The organism is Micromonospora coerulea (genome assembly GCF_016598485.1).
GTDB lineage: Bacteria > Actinomycetota > Actinomycetes > Mycobacteriales > Micromonosporaceae > Micromonospora > Micromonospora coerulea.
On sequence record NZ_JAEMUW010000037.1, the window covers coordinates 1 to 18,256 of the forward strand.

Sequence of the window (18,256 nt, forward strand, 5' to 3'; positions counted from 1 at the left end):
TAACGCCCTGATCATGCTCGGACGTGCTAGCGACTCGCCGCCGCCGCCGCCGCCGCCGCTGCTGCAGCATCGGCTCGCCACCCGCCACACCAAGATCACCGAGTTTCTGGCCCATCACACCCAAGCCGAGCCCTCATGAAATACCGCGACCCGTTACCCAGCATCGACACCGCCAGGCGGCGGTCTTCACGTGTCGGTCACAGGTCGAGCGGGAGAGCGGTGAGCTCGGCGCGGGAGCTGACGCCCAGTTTGGAGTAGCAGTTTCTCAAGTGAAAGTCGACGGTGCGTGGACTGACGAACAGCTGCGCGGCCACGTTCCGGTTCGACAGGCCCTGCCGGACCAGGGCGGCGACCTGGCGTTCCTGCGGGGTCAGCTCGTTTGCGGTGGTGACGTCGCGGCGGCGGGCGGTTTCCCCGGAGGCGCGTAGCTCCTGCGCGGCCCGCTCTGCCCACGGGGTGGCGCCGAGGTCCTCGAACAGCGCCAGCGCGGTGCGCAGGTGCTCGCGGGCGTCGACCCGGCGGCGGGCGCGGCGCAGGTGTTCGCCGAAGGCCAGGTGGGTGCGGGCCCGGTCGGGCAGCCGCGGCGAGTCGGCGTGCGCGGCGAGTGCCCTCTGGAAGTGGGTCTCGGCGCCGTCGCCGGTGAGCAGGGCGCGGCCGTGCTCGACGATAGCGATCGCGGCCGGCAGACCGGTGCCAGCGGCGAAATGCTCCAGCTCGGCCAGCCAGGTGCGGGCGAGGTCGGGGCGGTCGCCGCGGACGGCGGCGTCGAACAGGTCGAGGGAGGCCAGGCGGCGCCACGCCGGCCCTTCGATCTGCTCGAGGTGGTGCAGCGCGGTCGCTGGCTGCGCGGCCGCGCGCAGTCCGCGGGCCCAGTGCGTCAGGTCGGCGACGAGTCCGTCGGTGATGCCGATCGGGTGTTTGTCCCGGATCTCGGTGACCCGATCCAGGTGGCAGTCGGCGGCGTCGTCTCCGCGCAGCGCCGCGACCAGGGCGAGTTGCGCGGTGGGCAGCGCGGTCAGCCCCGGGTGGCCGGTGTCGGCGGTCAGCGGCAGCGCTTCGGCGGCGGCACTGGCGGCCTTCGACCAGGCGCCGGTCGCGATCTGGAAGTGGACACCGCGGGTGAGGGCGTGCTCAACCATGTTCAGCGCGCCGGCGCGGCGGGCGGCGGTCAGCTGCTGTTCGTGCAGCCGCAGTCCGCGCTCGTCGTCGTCTATCAGCATCGCGGCGATGCCCAGGTTGGGCTGCAGCATGTGGTCGTCGACCGGGTCGGCGTCGGTGAGGAGGAACGCGCACCCGAAGGATTCCGCGGCGGCCGCCCAGTCGCTGCGGGCGGCGGCGCCGAACCCTTGCAGCAGGGCCCAGGCGGCCTGCACCCGGGGCGGCGCGTCCGGTGCCGGCTCGGCCACCAGCGCGGTCGGGTTCACCGGGCGCGGGGATCGGGCGCCGAACGCCGCCAGCGACGCGGCGAGCATCGCCAGCTGGGCCGTCAGCGCCGCGTCCACGGCGGCGGCGACCTCGGCGGCCTGCAGGATGAGGTCGTAGCCGTCGTGCAGCGAGCGGGTGTTCCATTCGATCTGTCCCTGCAGCGCGAGCAGCTGCGCCCGCAGCAGCGGATGGGTCACGTCTGCCGCGGCGGCCTGGGCGAGTGCCGAGGCGCGCGACGGGTGCGCGCCCAGCCAGGCCGAGGACGCGGCCAGGTACATCCGCCGGCCGCGGGCCTCACCGCCGGCGGTGAGCTCGGCGGCGCGGGCCCACGCGGCGGCCGCCGCCTCGTGGCCACCGCGGGTCGCGGCGCGCTCGGCGACCCCGTCGAGGGCGGCGACGACGTCCTCGTCGGGACGGTCGGCGGCGGCGGCCATGTGCCAGGCCCGCCGCTCGGGGTCGCCGGTCAGCACGTCGGCGAGCACACGGTGCGCGGCGCGGCGCTGCGCACTGGTGGCCGCCCGGTAGACCGCCGAGCGCACCAGCGGGTGGTAGAGGGCGACCGCCTCGCCGTCCACGCGCAGCAACCCGGACCGCTCCACCGCATCCAGGGCGGTTTCAGCGGCGTCGAGGCGCTCGGCGGCGTCGCGGACCACGGTCAGGCGGGCGGTGTCGTCGGTCGCGGCGACCAGCAGGAACCGCTGCGCGGGCTCGTCGAGGCGGCGGTAGCGGTCGAGGAAAGCTCGCTCGACGCCGCCGGTCAGCGGCAGCGGGGTGGGCAGCGACGCCCGGCCGGCCAGCTGGTCGGCGGTGAGCACCCCGGCCAGCTCGACCAGCGCGAGCGGGTTGCCGCCGGTGCCTGCGACCAGCTGGTCGCAGACCCTCGGGTCGATGTCGATCCCGGCGCGGGCGGACAGCAGCGCGTCGGCGTCGGCGCCGGTCACCCCGCCGAGCACGACGGTGGGCAGGTCCCCGGCGTCGAAGCGGCGGGCATCGCCGTCGCGGGCGGCAAACAGCAGCGCCACGCGCTCGGCCTGCAGCCGGCGGGCGGCGAACAGCAGCGCCGCAGCCGATGCGTCGTCGAGCCAGTGCGCGTCGTCGACGACGACCAGCAGCGGCGCCTGTTCGGCGGCGTCGGCGAGCAGGCTCAGCGTGCCGAGGAACGCTAGGAAGCGGTCGCCCTCGCCCTCGGCCTCTCCCATCGCGCGCAGCGCCGCGGCCTGCGGCACCGGCAGGGCGTCGATGCGGGTGCGCAGCGGCCACAGCAGCCGTTGCAGCGCGGCGAAGGCCAGCGGCGATTCGGACTCCACGCCGGAGGTGCGTAGCACCCGCAGGTCCGACGCGGTTGCCAGCGCGTCGGCCAGCAGCGTCGACTTGCCGACCCCGGCGACGCCGCGCACCACCAGCGCGCCGCCGCTGCCGGTGCGGGCGGCGTCGAGCAGGGCGGCGGTCGCCGCGCGTTCGGGGTCCCGTCCGGCCAACATGAGTCCGACGGTACCGAGCGCGCGGGGCAGGTCCCGGATCAGGACCCGGCGAAATCACCGGCGTGAGTGATCATGCCGGCGGCGAACGTGGCAGCCGGCCACCACCCCCGCTTCCGAGTGGGAGCCATGTCGGCCGACCTCGCCGCCGAACCGGCGGCCCCCGCCCACGGGCACCAGTCGCCGCATGCGCCCGTGGCGCACAGCTCGGTTGCTACGGCGCCCGCACCGTGATCCTCGGCGGCCTGGTCGCCATGGCCGTACGCGTCCTTGCCGCCCTGTTCGTCCTCACCGCGCTCGCCGTGCCCGGTGGCAAGCCCAGTGCCGCCGTCACCGGCCACGGCACGGGCACGGGGCGCACCGTCACTGACCGAGCCGATCCCGGGACGGTGCGCCCCGTGCCCGTGCCGTCGGAAAACCCGGCGATTTTCCCGGTGAGACGCACCCACCCCCGCGCCGACCCTTGTACCTGACCGCACCAGCATCAGCACCTCAAGGAGTTGCCCTTGCAGCCCAGCACCTTCATCGGTTCGACCACCTTCGAGGTCGAGGGCATGACCTGCGCGCATTGCCAGCGTCCGGTCACCGAGCAGATCGCCGCCGTCGACAGCGTCGGCTCCGTCAACGTCGATCTGGCCGCCGGGACCGTCACCGTCACCGCCTCTCGCCCCGTCGACCGCGCCGACATCGCCGCCGTCGACGAGGCGGGCTACGTCCTCGCCCCGTGACACCGTCCATCCCTCACGCAACCTGGAGGCCTGCCGTGTCCAGCACATTTCCCGCCCTCAGCGCCACCCCCGCGCACACCGAACCCCTGGCGCGTCGCACGTCGCTGCGCCTGTCCGCCACGCTGCTGCTCGTGGGACAACTCCTGTACATCGTGGTCACCCAGTTCCACGCCGCTGGGGACGCTAATAACCACTCCGCCGTGTTCGCCGAGTACGCCGGCAGCGGGATCTGGACAACCGTGCACCTCGGCCAGTTCGCGGGCATGGCGATCTTCCTCGCAGGGTTGCTCGCCCTGTTCTTCGCCCTGGACGTTCAGGCTGGAACGGCGAGATGGGCGGGTCGATTCGGTGCCGCTTCGGCGGTGGCGACGCTGGCGCTGTACGGCGTCCTCCAGGCGGTTGACGGGGTCGCCCTCAAGCAGGCCGTGAACGCGTGGGCGAGCGCCCCGGACGCCGAGAAGGCGGCGCACTTCGCGAGCGCCGAGGCAATCCGCTGGCTCGAGTGGGGGGTGAGAAGCTACCAAAACTTCGCACTGGGCCTCGCTTTGCTCCTGCTCGCAGCCGCAGTCATGCAGACGGCATGGCTCCCGCGGCCGTTAGCCCACCTGATGGGGCTTTCCGGCCTCACCTACCTGGTGCAGGGCTGGGTAGTCGGCTCCGCAGGTTTCTCGCAAACGGAGACGATCGCAATCGTGCTGGCCTTCGTCCTGGACGTAGCGTGGATGATCTGGCTGGTCGTGGTCGCCTGGCGGATTCAGGATTCGCAGGCCCCGTCGCCTGGCCGATGAAGCCAGGGCCCGCGCGGCGCTGGTCACCTTCGGCATCGCCGGCGATCGCGCCGACACGAAGGCGACGATCGGCCCCATCGAGGACATGGCATCCGTGGGCTGAGCCCCCACCCAGCCTTCGACCAGCCGCGGACCGCGGTGGCCGCCCCACCTGGGCGGCCACCGCGACGCCGGACCCCCCGGCTCAGCACCTGCGAACGCTCAGAACGACCATGCCCGAGGCAGCTCGGTTGCCTCGCCACCCCTTCCATGAGAAGCCGAGCACGTCCATGCCCATCGCTGCCCGACCCCCGCGCCCGGCCAACCCGACCAAGTCAGCGGTCGAAGGCCAGCCGCCCCCCATCCTCACCCCGCTCGCCGTGCTCGCTGGCAAGCCCGGCACCGGCGCCAGCGGCCACGGTCCCGGCGGGCAGGGCCACTGACCTGGCCGATCCCGGCGAAAACCCGGCCATTTCCCCGGTGAGACGCACCCACCCCCGCGCCGACTCTTCTACCTGACCGCACCACCAGCACCTCGAGGAGTTCCCCATGCTCTCCGGCACGCCCCGCACCTTCATCGGCTCGACCACGTTCGAAGTCACCGGCATGACCTGCGCGCATTGCGTCCGCTCCGTCACCGAGAAGATCTCGAGTGTCTCCGGCGTCGAGTCCGTCACCGTCGACCTGGCCACCGGCAACGTCACCGTCACCGCCTCCCAGCCAGTCGACCGCGCCGACATCGCCGCCGCAGTCGACGAGGCCGGATACCCCCTCGTCCCGTAACCCACGCCCATCCCTGGAGACATGCCATGCACAGCCAACCCGGCACCCCAAGCACAGCCCCCGCGCCCACCGACGCCATGGCGCACAACGACCACCGCCTGAGCGCCAAGAAGTTCGCCCGGCACTTCGCCGAGATGGTCGTGGCGATGGCCGTCGGCATGGTGGTCCTGCACCCGGTGTGGATGTTCGTCCTCGACGCCCTCGGCGCCGCCGCACTGATGCACAACCCGTACACCGGCGCGCTGATCATGGCGACGAACATGACGGTGGCCATGTCCGCGTGGATGAAGTTCCGCGGCCACCGCTGGCGGCCCATCGCTGAGATGGGCGCGGCCATGTACGTGCCCTTCCTGGTGCTGTTCGTGCCACTGACACTCGAGCTCATCGACACCGGCACCCTGATGCTGTGGGGCCATCTGCTCATGCTCCCGGCGATGGCCGCGGCCATGCTGCTACGCCCGCACGACTACGCCCACTGCTGACGCCCCCGCCCGGCGACGTCGGTGACACCTGCAGCGTCGCGTAAACCCGACCGCGGCGGCGGTAGCCGTCCTGCCCGCTCCCGCCGACGTGTCCGCCCCCACCCCACCCCACGACAGGAGCCCGCGATGACCGAGGTCACGATCCGTCGGGCCACGCCGGATGACGCCGCCGACGTGGCCACGATGGTCCGCGAGATCGCCGCCCACGAGGGCCAGGCGGCGCAGGTACACGTTACCGATGAGCAGTGGCGCGCCCTGCTCGCACGCCCCGAGGTGATCGTCCTGCTGGCCGAGCGCTGCGGCCGGGCGGTCGGCTACGTCTCCTCCGTCCGCCAACTGCACCTGTGGACCGGCGGTGAGATGCTCAACCTCGACGACCTCTACGTCCGCCCCGGGCACCGCGACGCCGGCGTCGGCCGGCAGCTCATGGCCGCCCTCGCCGCACTGGCCGCACCCGCGCAACTACTCATCCGCTGGGGCATGGAGGTCGACAACGTCGACGCGCAGCGCTTCTACCACCGCCTCGGCGCCACCCTGCGACCCAAGATCCTCGCGGTCTGGCCCCCGAGCGCGTACGCCGACCTGGCCACCGGCCACTGACCCCGGCCGCGAACCTGGCGAAATCGCCGGTTCGGGGCCGGTCCCCGCCCCCGAACAATCAGCCATAGCCCCCGTACCCGGCCCGAACAGGAGACCGCAATGACCATCACCGCGTCGACCGCCGCCGCGGCGACCGCCAGCTGCACCCTCGATCGGCAGCATGACATGCACCTCATGTGTCGGCCGGGTGGAGAAGACGCTTCGCCGCGTCGGCGGGATGACAGCCGCGGAGGTCGACCTGGCCACCGAGGTCGCCACCGTCCGCTCTGACCCGGCACAGGCGGCGGCGACAGAACGGGCGTGTGAACAGTTCGGCCGGTGCGGTACACCCCCAAGTGGCCGGCCCTATGCCGTAGACGTCAACGCCTGGTTGGCTACATCCCAGGCGCGTGAGCGGGCGACGGCTCAGCGATTGTTGTATGCCTCGATCACGGAGACGGGGATCCGGCCCCGCTCAGACACCTCGTAGCCGTTCTTCGCTGCCCACTCCCGGACTGCCTGATTGTGGCTGCGGGCGACGCGAGTAGTCGCGGGAGGCGCAGCCCGACGGTTGGTGCTGCCCGTCGCAATGCCTCCTCGTCCGACGCGCCGAGCGGCGCCGATGTAGGCGTCCAACGCCTTGCGGAGTTTCCCCGCGTTCTGATCGGAGAGGTCGATCGCGTACGACGCGCCGTCGAGGCTGAACTCCACGGTCCGGTCTGCGGTGCTGCCGTCGAGGTCGTCGGTCAGCATCGTGATTACCTTACGAGCCATGGCGGTAACTCCTTGCTCGTGTATGTCCGGCTGTCGTCATTGACGTTGAAGAGGATATGCATCGACGCCCGAGGCGTGATGCTGCCGCCCTATGAACGAATGACGGTCGTGCGGGACGATGGTCAGCGATGAAGGGTTTGGTGGAGGTGTCGAGCGCGGTTGACCTGCGCCGGCTTGGCGTCGGGCTCCGTGATGACGCGGTGGTGCAGTTCAGCCGGCCGCTCGCCGAGCCGGACTACAGATCACTTGCCGCGTTCCTGACCGACCACCCAACGGTCACCCTCCGCGTGTACGGCTCCGACGAGGACCTGGCCGGGCTGCGGTTCCTGCGCTGGTTCCCCCGCCTGCGTCGCTTCAGCGTCGCCGGCCTCTATCACCTGGCGGACCTGGCCCCGCTGCACCAGCTGAGCCCTGATGTGGAGGCCCTTGACGTTGGAGAGAGCCGGAAGCTTCTCGACCTCACGCCCGTGGCCGCGTTCCGCGGTCTTCGCCGGCTGCGGGTCGTCGCTCACCGGCGCGGCCTTGCGGACCTCCTCGCCGCCAATCCCGGCCTACAGGGACTCGCGTTGTGGCGGCTTGCCGTCGACCGCGTCGTTCCCGATGTCGTTCTGCCTCGACTGCAGTCATTGGCGTTGACTCTCGGCTCGCTCACGGCCGCTGAGTGGCTCACCCGGATTCCCTCCCTCCGGTACCTCGCGCTCCGCACGGTGCGCAAGCTGACCGATCTCGCCGTGGTGACGCGTCTGCCGGCGCTGCAGTGGCTGTGGTTGGACGCCCTCCCTGTTGATCGGCTTCCCGACCTCAGCTCCTGCGCCGCGCTCCTGCGCGTCGACTGCACGGCCATGCGGCACCTTCGCCACCCGGCCGCTGTCCGCGGCCTCGCGGCCGCGCCACGGCTGCAGGATTTGATGGTCACCGAGTCGCTGCTGCCGGTAGAGGCGTTCACACCCTTCGTCGGCCACCCCACCCTCGAACACGTCGGCGTGGGTTTGGACAGTGAGCGCCGCAACCGCGAGGCCGGGCGCCTGTTGGCGCGGACACCGCCTCGCTCCGACACGGCAATCGCCGCAGCGTACGGCCTTCTCCGCATGCTCTAGCCTCAGCCGCTGGATGGACGGGCGTGCGGGTGGAGACCACGCTGATCATGGGACAGCTGCGGTCATCGGATTCGTACCGGTCGGCACCGGGTTGTGCGCCCGCGTGCGTCTGGGCCTCGGACAGTAGGCGGCCCGGCAGGTTAGGTTGGCGGTTCGACCTCGGTGATGCGGGTGCGGAGTTGTTGTTCGGCCGCATCCAGGGCGGTCCAGAGGTCGAACCATGCCCGGCTGCGGGCACGCGCGCCGGATTCAAGACCGACGACGGCGATGCTGTGGACGCCCCACAGGATGTCGTAGCGACCGGACGGTGAGTCGACACCAATGGCGAAAGACGCGGCCAGGGCGGCACGAGTAACGATCAGGCTGTTCGGGTCATCGGGGGCAGGCCGTCCAGCGGTGAGGTGCCGCGGCTCCTCGGTGATCTTCATCCACCGCACGGTTGCTCCCGGTACCTGCTGATCGATGATCTCGGCCACGGATCCTCGGATCGTCGCAGCCGGATCGTGTCCGAGCCAGTCGAGCCAATGATCGGTGGCGATGAGCTTGGTGAAGTCGTCCCGGGCAGGCCCGTAGCTCGGGTTGGGCTGGAACTCACCGGTGAGCTGGCCGGTGGCGTCGACCTTCCACATGCCTCGAACGGCTTCGCCGGGGATGTAACCGTTTGGGTCACTGATCAGCGTGCGGTCGATCTCGGCAACTGAACCTCCCGGGTGCCGCGCTGCCTCCGCGATGAGCCCGGTTGGCGGCGTCGCGCGTCGCCCGGGTTCGTCGCCGGGTTCTGTGGGTGTAGTCATGATCACCATCCTGTGAGTCTTGCCGTCGACGCCGTCACCAGCGCAGAGTCGCCAGCTGCTCGGCGCGGCAGGTGAGCCTGTGGGGTATCGAGGCGTGTCGCGGCAGTACCGTGCGCGCCATGATCCGCAACGCCATGATCGTAATGCCTCTTCTCGCTCTGCCTCTGACCGCTTGCGCGGGCAACGCCGACAAGCCAGACGCCGCTGCGTCCTCGACATCCGCGGCTCCTTCCGCGACCGCGTCGTCAAGTGCCGCTGCCAACCCGACCGCTCAAGCGCCTGCCGGGCAGGAGGAGCTTCGCCAGGCGGTGGTGGCGTACTCGGACGCCTTCCTCGACGCGAAGCCCACGGTCGGGTACGACCTGTTCTCGGCTAGGTGCAAGGAGCGCGTGACCCTCAGCGAGTTCACCGGCATGTTGACTGCGGCCAAGCAGATGTATGGCAAGGCGATGCCGCTCAAGACCTTTGATGCAGAGGTTTCGGGTGATCTCGCTCGAGTGACCTACACGTACGACGTGCCTGCGCTGAACCAGACCAAGGAGCCGTGGGTGCGGGAAGACGGCAAGTGGAAGCAGGACGACTGCTAGGAAAACGAGCGGCGAGCGCTCCACCTGGGGTGCCCCAGGAGGTCTATGAGCTACTCGCAGCGGTCTTCGGAGCCTCGCCCGTATGGCTCGCAGCAGTCGGGTCGGTGGTGGTACACGCGCAGGTCCCGTCCGTGCCGGTGTTCCACCGCCGGCGTGATCTCGTACAGGCAGGCTCTCCACACAACAGTCTCCCCGCCTCCCGGGGCGACCTGACCGTCGCCTGGCCCGCCCCGCAGCAGCACATCCACCCGCTTGAGGGTATGTGGCCTTCGGGCAGGGAGTGTGCAGTACGAGCGCTCGCCTCCCGGGTGGGAAAGGCTGTGAGGCAGGTTCGGCCTCATCGGCTCCGGCCCCTGCGGGGTCCAGGAGGCAGCCGGTCCCCAAGCCGTGTCATTGGCGCGGGGACCGGTTGTCGGTGGCCTGCGGCAGCAGCTGCTCCACCTGCGCGTGGCCGTGGCCAGCAGCCGGGCGGGGGCCTCGCCGACTGGATCACCTTCGTCGTCGAGCCCGTGGACGCGCCACACTGCGGGCCCGAGCTGTGGACAACGTGGGCGGCTGGGGAAAACGCCCTGATCATGGTCGAATCTGCTAGCGCCCCTGGGATGCCCGGTTGTCGCCGAGCTTGCGGACGAGGTTCCACGAGCGGGTAGCGCCCGAACTACCAGGCGGTCCGTCGCGGCCTGCTGCTGACGTCACGGCGGGGGAGTGGCTGACCGTGGGCGGTCCACGCAGGTTGCCGATCCTCTGAGGTGGGTGGGGGTGAGGGCGGGGTGCAGGTGGCCCGAGGCGCTGCAGGCGGCGACGTGATCAGCGTCCTTCCTCGCTGGCTGGTTCGAGCGCCATTTGATGCCACGAGCCCGGGGTTGGATTCGTTGTCGCGGATCTCCGCACGAGACGGCCTCTTTCGTACCCAAGATGACGTGGGGGGCGAATGATGAGAGTCGTTCACGGTCAGCGTGGGTGGGACTGGAGGTGAGCGCCGCCCGTCCGCGGGCCAGCGCGGCGGCACCGGTGTTGCGTCGGCCGGTCGCGCCGATGCTCGCGGCGCCGGTCGACGCGGTGCCGGAGGGCCCCGGCCTGGTGCACGAGCCGAAGTGGGACGGGTGGCGGGGGATCGCTTTCCGCGAGACCGGCGGGGTGTATCTCCAGTCGCGGGCTGGCCGGAATCTGACTACCTACTTCCCGGACATCACCCGCGCGATCCGGGCGGCCATTCCGCCGGGCGTGGTCCTCGACGGTGAGCTGATCGTCTGGGAGCGTGGCCGAACCAACTTCGCGCAGCTGCAGCGACGTGTCACCGCCGGCCGCGGCCTGCTGCGTATGGCACGGGAGTGCCCCGCCCACTACGTGCTGTTCGATCTGCTTGCGGACGCCGGCGGACAGGTGATCCTGGACCTGCCGCTGTCGCAGCGCCGGGCCCGGCTGGAGCAGCTGCTCGTCGACGCGCCGGCGCAGCTCACGCTGACTCCGCAGACGGCCGACATGCGGCAGGTGTCGGACTGGTTGGTGAACTGGACTGTGGCGGTGGGCATCGAGGGTGTGGTGAGCAAGCGCGTGGGCGGTCGGTACGAGCCCGGCCGGCGAGGCTGGTCGAAGTTCCGGACCCGGATCGTCACGGAGGCCATCGTCGGTGGGGTGACCGGCAGCATCAGCCGTCCGGAAACGGTGCTGCTCGGCCGATTCGACCGGCGGGGACGGCTGCGATACACCGGCCGCACCCACTCGCTGACCGCCCACCAGGCCGTGGAGCTGGCGTCGCTGCTCGTGCCGCCGCGGATGCCGCGCCGCGGCGCGGTTGCCCACCCGTGGCCGGAGCCGCTGCCCGCGTCGTGGTCCGGGCAGCTGGACCGGCCCGAGCCGCTGCGGTACGTGCAGGTGGAGCCGACCATGGTGGCGGAAATCGACGCCGACGTGGCGTTCGAGCACCAGCGGTGGCGCCACCGGGTGCGGTACGCCAGGGCCCGGCCGGACATGTCGGTCTACGACGTGCCGCTGCTCCTCGGCGACGGCGAAGACCCGTTCGGGACGCCGATCGGCTGACGGGCGGAACCGGCAACGGTCCAGGGCTTGCAGGCTCCACACCCTCAGTCACCCAGGTTGAGGACAGCCGTCTATGCCCTCGGCGACCGCCGGCCGTCCGTTCTACGGCCCGGTGAAGCGAGCGATGACCGGTGCGTGGTCCGGAACGATCGCGGCCTGGCGGCTTCGGGTGGACGCGCCGATCGAGGTGATGTCGTCGACCAGGGAGTCGATGCTGATCAGGCGCAGTTGGAGGTCGCGGGTGGCGAGGATGTGGTCGATGAGCTCTCCCCGGCCTTGGTAGATGCGTGAGTAGGCGCGGGCGGGGGGCAGGCGGCGTCCGAGGTTGTACAACCGGACCGCGTCGCCCTTGTCGGGGCGGTGAACATCCCCGTCGGCGGGTCCCTCGAGCAGGACGGTGGTGACGGCGTCGGGTCCGTCGTTGAGGTCCCCGCACAGGATCGTCGGCGTACCAGGCTGTCCGTTGACAGCGGCTTCGGCGAGGACGTCGTTGAGGTGGACGCGCAGGGCGACGGCTTCGGCGGTGCGGCGCAGCAGGGCGTAGCCGGCGCCGCGGGCGCGTTCGTTTTCGTTGCGGGGGTAGCGTCGTCCGCCCGGGTAGGTGAGCAGCTTGCTCTTGAGGTGAGCAGTCAGCAGCCGCAGGCCGGGGCGGCCGCAGTCGACGTGGACCTGAACCGCTCCGCGGCCCAGGTGCGTGAGCGTGTCGCCGTCGATGTCGGGGACCGCCGGCATGCCGGACTGGGGCAGCGCGGTGATCTGCGCTTCCTCGGTGAGGGCGTGCCGGGCGAGGACGGCGACCCGGATTCCACGGCGGTCCGGGTGGGTGGACACGACCGCCTGCCAGGGATCGCCGAGGGCGGCCCGGAGATCGTCAGCGGCCGCCGGTGAGCCGACCTCTTGCAGCGCGACGACGTCGGCGCCGGTGCCGGAGATGAGCCCGGCGAGATAGGCGAGCTTCGCGGCGTAGGTGTCCGCGGCTGAGGGGTCGGTGTCGTGGGGCCGGAACAGGTTTTCCACGTTCCAGGTCATGACGATCAGGTCGTTGGCCACCGTCGCTCCCTGCATACAGGTCCGCTACCAGCCTCAACGCCGCACTGTAGGCCGCCGGGAGAGCCTGGACTGCCGCTACGTCGCCATGCCGACAGCCACGAACAGGCCGGCTACGTGAGGGCCGTCCTGGTCCTGACGGCGTGGTGCGGGGGACCGGTGTATGGAAATCAGTCTTCGCGGAAGCGTCTCCACCCCTTCACAAGGACGACCTTCGATGGACATGATCGTTGGAGATGGTCGCTGTCCACCACGGTTGCCCAGGAGGCCCCCATGCGAGACACCCAACTCTCCACCCGATCCCCATGGCGGGGACGTATCGCCGCGACGGTCGTCGCCGCGCTGGCCGGCGCGTGCCTGGTGGCCGTGAACGCGCAACCAGCCATGGCCACGCCTCCGGGAATCCCCTCCAAGTCGACCGCCCAGTCGCAGCTCAACGCCCTGACGGTGGCGGCGCAGGGTTCGACCACCGGCTACTCCCGCGACCTGTTCCCGCACTGGATCACCATCAGCGGCACCTGCAACACCCGCGAGACCGTCCTCAAGCGCGACGGCACCTCCGTCGTGGTCGACAGCTCCTGCGCGGCCACCTCCGGCCGCTGGTACAGCCCCTACGACGGCGCCACCTGGTACGCCGCCTCCGACGTCGACATCGACCACGTCGTGCCCCTGGCCGAGGCATGGCGCTCCGGCGCCAACTCCTGGACCACCAGCCGCCGGCAGAGCTTCGCCAACGACCTCACCCGCCCCCAGCTGATCGCCGTCACCGACAACGTCAACCAGGCCAAGGGCGACCAGGACCCGTCGACCTGGCAGCCGCCGCTGTCGTCGTACCGGTGCACCTACAGCAAGATGTGGATCACCGTGAAGTACAGCTGGGCCCTGACCCTGCAGTCGTCCGAGAAGTCCGCGCTGCAGAGCATGCTCAACACCTGCAGCTCCTGAAATGCGTGGATCCGGCCGGCGGCACCGCCCTATGGGACGGGACCGCCGGCCGGGTCGTGAGCCGTCACTGAGGCGGGGACGAGGTGGCGTCGCCGGCTTGCTTGCGCCAACTGCCGCCAGCGTCGGCGGCGAGGAGACGCTGGACCAACGCGAGGGCCTCGGGCTCGGTGTCGAACTCCCACCGCAGCACCCGGCCCGTCTCGGCGTCCCCGGCGCGGGCGACGACCTTCCATCGGACCTCGCGGGCCAGCCACACGTCGCGGCGGCCCAGGCGCCCCCAGATGCCGTTCCACCATCTTGCCGCCACGTCCTCCACCACGACATCGTACAAGTGTTCGATTGGCCTGTGTCAGCTAAGTCGGTGGTCGAGGGCGGTGTGGCGGCGGCCGGCGCCGACGGTGCGCACGGCGGCGGCGAGGGCGCGGCGGGAGCCGACGAGGACGACGAGTTTCTTGGCGCGGGTGACGGCGGTGTAGAGCAGGTTGCGTTGCAGCATCATCCACGCGCTGGTGGTCAGGGGGATGACGACGGCGGGGTATTCGGAGCCTTGGGAGCGGTGGATGGTCATGGCGTAGGCGTGGGAGAGCTCGTCGAGCTCGTCGAAGTCGTAGTCGATGCTTTCGTCCTCGTCGGTGCGTACCGTCAGGGTCTGTTCGTCTGGAGAGAGGGCGGTGACGATGCCGAGGGTGCCGTTGAAGACTCCGGCTTGGCCCTTGTCGTAGTTGTTGCGGATCTGGGTGACCTTGTCGCCGATGCGGAACACCCGCCCGCCCATGCGCCGCTCGGGCTGGCCCTCGCGGTGGGGGGTGAGGCGCTGCTGGAGCAGGGTGTTGAGGGCGCCGGCGCCGGCGGGGCCGCGGTGCATGGGGGTGAGGACCTGCACGTCGCGGCGGGGGTCGAGCCCGAAGCGCGCCGGGATGCGGGTGCAGGCGACGTCGACGGTGAGCGCGGCGGTGGCGTCGGTGTCGTCGCAGGCGAACAGGAAGAAGTCCGGCAGGCCTTGCAGGAGGGGTGGGCGGCCGGCGTTGATGCGGTGGGCGTTGGTGACGACGCCGGACTGGGCGGCCTGGCGGAAGATCTGGGTCAGCCGTACCCGGGGGATCGCCGGGGCGGTGAGCAGGTCGCGCAGGACCTCGCCGGCGCCGACGGAGGGGAGTTGGTCGACGTCGCCGACGAGGAGCAGGTGCGCGCCGGGTGGGACGGCTTTGACGAGTTTGTTGGCCAGGATCAGGTCGAGCATGGAGGCCTCGTCGACCACGAGCAGGTCCACGTCGAGGGGGTTGTCCCGGTCGTAGGAGGCGTCCCCGCCGGGGCGTAGCTGCAGCAGCCGGTGCACGGTGGCCGCGGGGTGGCCGGTGAGCTCGGACAGGCGTTTGGCGGCGCGTCCGGTCGGGGCGACGAGGGTGACCTTGGCTTTCTTGGCGGCGGCGAGTTCGACGATCGAGCGGACGGTGAAGCTCTTGCCGCAGCCCGGCCCCCCGGTGAGCACCGCCACCTTCGAGGTGACCGCGAGGCGCACGGCCTGTTCCTGTTCGGGGGCCAGGTCCGCGCCGGTGCGCGCCTTCAACCAGGCCAGGGCCTTGCCCCAGTCGACGCCTGCGAAGTGGGGCAGCCGGTCGGCCCGGTCGTTGAGCAGGCGCAGCAGGGAGCCGGCGAGGGACTGCTCGGCGCGGTGGAACGGCACCAGATACACCGCCTGCACCGGCTCTCCGTCGCCGCCGGGCAGCGTCTCGCGGACGACGCCCTCGTCGGCGACCAGGCTGTCGAGGCAGCCGGTGACGAGGTCGCCGGGCACGTCGAGGATCTTCGTGGCGTCGGCGACGAGCTGCGCGGCGGGCAAGTAGCAGTGGCCGCTGTCGGTGGCCTCGGACAGGGTGTACTGCAGGCCGGCCATGACCCGCTGCGGACTGTCCTGCGGGATGCCGACGGCCTGGGCGATGGTGTCGGCGGTCTTGAACCCGATACCCCACACGTCCGCCGCCAGCCGGTACGGCTCCTTCGTGACCACGCCGATGGACGCGTCGCCGTACTGCTTGAAGATCCGCACGGCGAGGGACGTCGACACCCCGACACCTTGCAGGAAGACCATCACCTCCTTGATGGCCTTCTGCTCCTCCCACGCCGCGGTGATCTTCGCGGTGCGCTTCGGCCCCAACCCGGGCACCTCCACCAGGCGGGCCGGCTCCTCCTCGATCACCCGCAGGGTGTCCAGGCCGAAATGCGCCACGATCCGCTCGGCGAACACCGGACCGATGCCCTTCACGAGGCCGGAGCCGAGGTAGCGCTGGATGCCCTGGATCGTGGCCGGCAGGACCGTGGTGTAGGAGTCGACCTCGAACTGCCTGCCGTACTGCGGATGCGACGACCACCGCCCCGACAGGCGCAGGCTCTCCCCGGGCTGCGCACCCAACAGCGCACCCACCACGGTCAACAGGTCACTGCCGCGGTCGGTAGCCACCCGGGCGACGGTGTAGCCGGTCTCCTCGTTGACGTACGTCAACCGCTCCAACACCGCATCCAGGGTGGCCAGCGGGGAACGGGTGAGAGCAGACACGGCCACCATCTTGCCGTCCCCCGCTGACACCGCTACGGGCAGACGATCAGTTAGTGAGCGTCTGGGAACTCGGTAGGGTGCATGGTCACAAGGCGGTGAAGCTCGGCGTGTAGTGGATCGATGGGAAGCGAGCTCCTGGTAGATCGGCGGTTGTCTAGGCCAGCCGTTCACCAGGAGCTCGTTGTGTCATTGTCGCCTGCGTGTGTGTGCTCGTCGTGCCCAGCCCATCCGGCGGGCGTGTCAGCGCCGCCGACCTGCGGGTTCTACCCGTCTTCCTCGCTGACTGACGCCCAGTGGGCGATCATCGAGCCCCCGCGCCGGGCAACACCGGCGGGCGGGGTGGCCGGCCGGAGAAACATCCTCGCCGCCTGGTCCTGGACGCGATCTTCTACCTGGTGCGGGCGGGATCGCGTGGCGGCAGCTGCCGGTCGGGTTCCCGCCACCGACCACCGTCTACGACCGGTTCCGCGCCTGGGCCAAGACCGGCGTGTGGCAGGCCGTCCATGACGCGCTCCGCGACCTGGTCCGCGTGTATGAGGGCCGTGACCCGCAACCGACCGCCGCGATCATCGACTCCCAGTCGGTGCGCGGCGCGGACACCGTGCCCCGTACCGGCCGAGGATACGACGCCGGCAAGAAGATCAACGGAACGAAACGGCACCTCGCCGTGGACACCGGGGGCCTGCTGCTGGCCGTGGTCGTCACGATGGCCGGACTGCAAGACCGCGACGCCGCCCGCCGACTCCTGGCCGGACTCCGCGAACGCTTCACCACCATTACCCTGGTCTGGGCCGACGCCGGATACGCCGGACGACTCCTCGTCTGGGCCCGCGACGTCCTGCAGGTGACTGTCCAGATCGTCAAACGCACCGAGCCGGGCTTCGTCGTCCTGCCCCGCCGGTGGGTGGTGGAGAGAACGTTCGCCTGGATCAGCAAGCATCGCCGCTGCGTACGCGACTATGAGACCAAGCCCGACCACCACGAAGCCATGATCCACATCGCCATGATCATGACAATGTCACGCCGACTCGCCCGCACCGGCAACTGGTGACCGAAGTTCCCGGACGCTCACTCAGAGATCAGCCGGGGATCCCCTCGCCGGCACCACAAGGGCTACCAGCCTCCCGGACGCGGTCCTTTCGTAATGCCGTCGATGCCTTGGACCGGAGCGGCGGCATTCTCCGACGAGGCGCAGATAGCCCCAGCGCGGGTTTTTTACGGCAAGCCGTTGGACGGCACCCGATTCAGGCGGGTGAGGTGCCGGCCGGCTCGGCGTCGTGGGCAGTCATCAGGTTGTCGGGTGCCGAGAGGAGCAGCGCCTGGGTCGTGTAGGAGATGTGCTGGGTCAGTGCGGCCTCGGCCTTCTCGACGTCGCGGGCGAGGACCGCGTCGCGCAGGGCCTGGTGCTCGCCCGCGATGTCACGGGTGTCTTCGCTGCCGAGGTGGCGCGACCAGCGGCGGTAGATCTCGGAGGCGTCGCGCAACGACGCCGCGATGTCGCGCAGCCGCCGGCTCGGGCAGCCCTCGAGCACAGCCGCGTGGAACGCGGCGTGCGCCGATGCCCAGTCTTCGTTGACGGTCGGCGGCTGGGTCGACGCGAGCTCGGGGGTGCGGTCGAGGGTGTGGTAGGCCGCGACGAGTCGGGACTCCCACGCCAGGTCGCCATGGGCGATGGCGTGCCGCAGACAGAGCGTCTCGATGTCGATGCGGGTGCTGGTCAGGTCGCGCAGGTCTTCTTCGGACACCGGGGTGACCCGGAAGCCGAGCTGCGGCTCCGACAGCACGAGGCCCTGCTCGACCAGGCGCGACAGCGCCTCGCGGAGGACACCAACGCTAGTGCTGTAGCGCGCGCCGAGGTCGGCGAACGGCAGCCGCTGACCAGGAAGCAGGCGCCCGGTCAGGATGTCGCCGCGGAGGTTGGCATAGACGCGCTCCGCGCGGGTTTCACTGCGTGCCATGGTTGACAGTCTAGGAGAATCTTGAGACATCGGCACATTGTCGAAAACGGCGTCTGGTGTCGAAGCTTGCCTTCGGCGCCCACACTGGCGACCATGACAAAGCGGGCCAAGACGACAAACCGGACGGTACATACGCTTCCTCGCGAGCCATTGCCCGCGAATGTGACCCCTGATGTAACAGATCCCGCCCGAGATTCGAAAATATATTGACACCTCGA

At 70.6% G+C, this 18,256-nt stretch carries 20 protein-coding genes; 12 read left to right on the forward strand and 8 right to left on the reverse strand.

Annotated features, from left to right (window positions below; genetic code table 11):
- Window positions 1-197: 197 nt before the first annotated feature.
- Window positions 198-2,906 (reverse strand): AAA family ATPase, encoded by a 2,709-nt coding sequence (locus I8N68_RS33755; RefSeq protein WP_200216003.1) that lies wholly within the window; start codon window positions 2,904-2,906, stop codon window positions 198-200.
- Window positions 2,907-3,133: 227 nt separating this feature from the next.
- Here I8N68_RS33755 and I8N68_RS29375 point away from each other — a divergent pair, with 227 nt between their 5' ends.
- The 7 genes from I8N68_RS29375 (at window position 3,134) to I8N68_RS34385 (ending at window position 6,732) form a co-directional block, all read left to right on the forward strand.
- Complete coding sequence (locus I8N68_RS29375; protein ID WP_200216004.1) at window positions 3,134-3,376, forward strand: hypothetical protein; 243 nt, start codon at window positions 3,134-3,136, stop codon at window positions 3,374-3,376.
- Window positions 3,377-3,409: 33 nt separating this feature from the next.
- A complete protein-coding gene (locus I8N68_RS29380) occupies window positions 3,410-3,631 on the forward strand; it encodes a heavy-metal-associated domain-containing protein (protein WP_234040829.1) in 222 nt (73 codons plus the stop codon).
- A gap of 35 nt (window positions 3,632-3,666) precedes the next feature.
- Window positions 3,667-4,419, forward strand: coding sequence for a DUF4386 family protein (locus tag I8N68_RS29385; RefSeq protein ID WP_200216005.1), 753 nt, complete (start codon window positions 3,667-3,669; stop codon window positions 4,417-4,419).
- 528 nt (window positions 4,420-4,947) lie between these two features.
- Window positions 4,948-5,181, forward strand: coding sequence for a heavy-metal-associated domain-containing protein (locus I8N68_RS29390; protein WP_200216006.1), 234 nt, complete (start codon window positions 4,948-4,950; stop codon window positions 5,179-5,181).
- A 26-nt stretch (window positions 5,182-5,207) separates the two neighbouring features.
- Window positions 5,208-5,663: a hypothetical protein gene (locus I8N68_RS29395; protein ID WP_200216007.1), complete on the forward strand. Its 456-nt coding sequence runs from the start codon at window positions 5,208-5,210 to the stop codon at window positions 5,661-5,663.
- 126 nt (window positions 5,664-5,789) lie between these two features.
- Complete coding sequence (locus I8N68_RS29400; RefSeq protein ID WP_200216008.1) at window positions 5,790-6,263, forward strand: GNAT family N-acetyltransferase; 474 nt, start codon at window positions 5,790-5,792, stop codon at window positions 6,261-6,263.
- Between the two features lie 160 nt (window positions 6,264-6,423).
- Window positions 6,424-6,732: a heavy-metal-associated domain-containing protein gene (locus I8N68_RS34385; protein WP_200216009.1), complete on the forward strand. Its 309-nt coding sequence runs from the start codon at window positions 6,424-6,426 to the stop codon at window positions 6,730-6,732.
- On the opposite strand, the gene I8N68_RS29410 is transcribed toward I8N68_RS34385, so the two are convergent.
- Entirely contained in the window at window positions 6,669-7,016 is a 348-nt protein-coding gene (locus I8N68_RS29410) for a histone-like nucleoid-structuring protein Lsr2 (protein ID WP_200216011.1), read from the reverse strand. The genes I8N68_RS34385 and I8N68_RS29410 overlap by 64 nt on opposite strands.
- Window positions 7,017-7,144: 128 nt before the next feature.
- Here I8N68_RS29410 and I8N68_RS29415 point away from each other — a divergent pair, with 128 nt between their 5' ends.
- Window positions 7,145-8,113 (forward strand): leucine-rich repeat domain-containing protein, encoded by a 969-nt coding sequence (locus I8N68_RS29415; RefSeq protein WP_200216013.1) that lies wholly within the window; start codon window positions 7,145-7,147, stop codon window positions 8,111-8,113.
- A 140-nt stretch (window positions 8,114-8,253) separates the two neighbouring features.
- Here the strand turns inward: I8N68_RS29415 and I8N68_RS29420 are convergent, their stop codons facing one another.
- Window positions 8,254-8,907, reverse strand: coding sequence for a hypothetical protein (locus I8N68_RS29420; RefSeq protein WP_200216015.1), 654 nt, complete (start codon window positions 8,905-8,907; stop codon window positions 8,254-8,256).
- Between the two features lie 119 nt (window positions 8,908-9,026).
- On the opposite strand from I8N68_RS29420, the gene I8N68_RS29425 reads away from it, so the two are divergent.
- Window positions 9,027-9,494, forward strand: a complete 468-nt coding sequence (locus I8N68_RS29425) for a hypothetical protein (RefSeq protein ID WP_200216017.1) — start codon at window positions 9,027-9,029, stop codon at window positions 9,492-9,494.
- Window positions 9,495-9,544: 50 nt separating this feature from the next.
- On the opposite strand, the gene I8N68_RS29430 is transcribed toward I8N68_RS29425, so the two are convergent.
- Window positions 9,545-9,742, reverse strand: coding sequence for a hypothetical protein (locus I8N68_RS29430; RefSeq protein WP_200216019.1), 198 nt, complete (start codon window positions 9,740-9,742; stop codon window positions 9,545-9,547).
- A gap of 712 nt (window positions 9,743-10,454) precedes the next feature.
- Between I8N68_RS29430 and I8N68_RS29435 the strand changes: the two genes are divergently transcribed.
- Window positions 10,455-11,534: an ATP-dependent DNA ligase gene (locus I8N68_RS29435; RefSeq protein ID WP_307813022.1), complete on the forward strand. Its 1,080-nt coding sequence runs from the start codon at window positions 10,455-10,457 to the stop codon at window positions 11,532-11,534.
- A 102-nt stretch (window positions 11,535-11,636) separates the two neighbouring features.
- Here the strand turns inward: I8N68_RS29435 and I8N68_RS29440 are convergent, their stop codons facing one another.
- On the reverse strand, window positions 11,637-12,584 hold the full coding sequence (locus I8N68_RS29440) for an endonuclease/exonuclease/phosphatase family protein (protein WP_200216021.1): 948 nt from the start codon (window positions 12,582-12,584) through the stop codon (window positions 11,637-11,639).
- A gap of 270 nt (window positions 12,585-12,854) precedes the next feature.
- Between I8N68_RS29440 and I8N68_RS29445 the strand changes: the two genes are divergently transcribed.
- Window positions 12,855-13,526 carry an HNH endonuclease family protein gene (locus I8N68_RS29445; RefSeq protein WP_200216023.1) on the forward strand — a complete coding sequence of 224 codons (672 nt, stop codon included), beginning with the start codon at window positions 12,855-12,857 and terminating at the stop codon, window positions 13,524-13,526.
- Between the two features lie 64 nt (window positions 13,527-13,590).
- Here the strand turns inward: I8N68_RS29445 and I8N68_RS29450 are convergent, their stop codons facing one another.
- Both I8N68_RS29450 and recD2 read right to left on the reverse strand, forming a co-directional pair.
- Window positions 13,591-13,842, reverse strand: coding sequence for a hypothetical protein (locus I8N68_RS29450; RefSeq protein ID WP_307813023.1), 252 nt, complete (start codon window positions 13,840-13,842; stop codon window positions 13,591-13,593).
- Window positions 13,843-13,875: 33 nt separating this feature from the next.
- Window positions 13,876-16,080 (reverse strand): SF1B family DNA helicase RecD2, encoded by a 2,205-nt coding sequence (gene recD2 / locus I8N68_RS29455; RefSeq protein ID WP_372433900.1) that lies wholly within the window; start codon window positions 16,078-16,080, stop codon window positions 13,876-13,878.
- A 406-nt stretch (window positions 16,081-16,486) separates the two neighbouring features.
- Between recD2 and I8N68_RS29460 the strand changes: the two genes are divergently transcribed.
- Window positions 16,487-17,131: an IS5 family transposase gene (locus tag I8N68_RS29460; protein WP_307813024.1), complete on the forward strand. Its 645-nt coding sequence runs from the start codon at window positions 16,487-16,489 to the stop codon at window positions 17,129-17,131.
- Window positions 17,132-17,324: 193 nt separating this feature from the next.
- Here I8N68_RS29460 and I8N68_RS29465 read toward each other — a convergent pair whose 3' ends face one another.
- A complete protein-coding gene (locus I8N68_RS29465) occupies window positions 17,325-18,038 on the reverse strand; it encodes a GntR family transcriptional regulator (protein WP_200216027.1) in 714 nt (237 codons plus the stop codon).
- Between the last annotated feature and the right edge of the window lie 218 nt (window positions 18,039-18,256).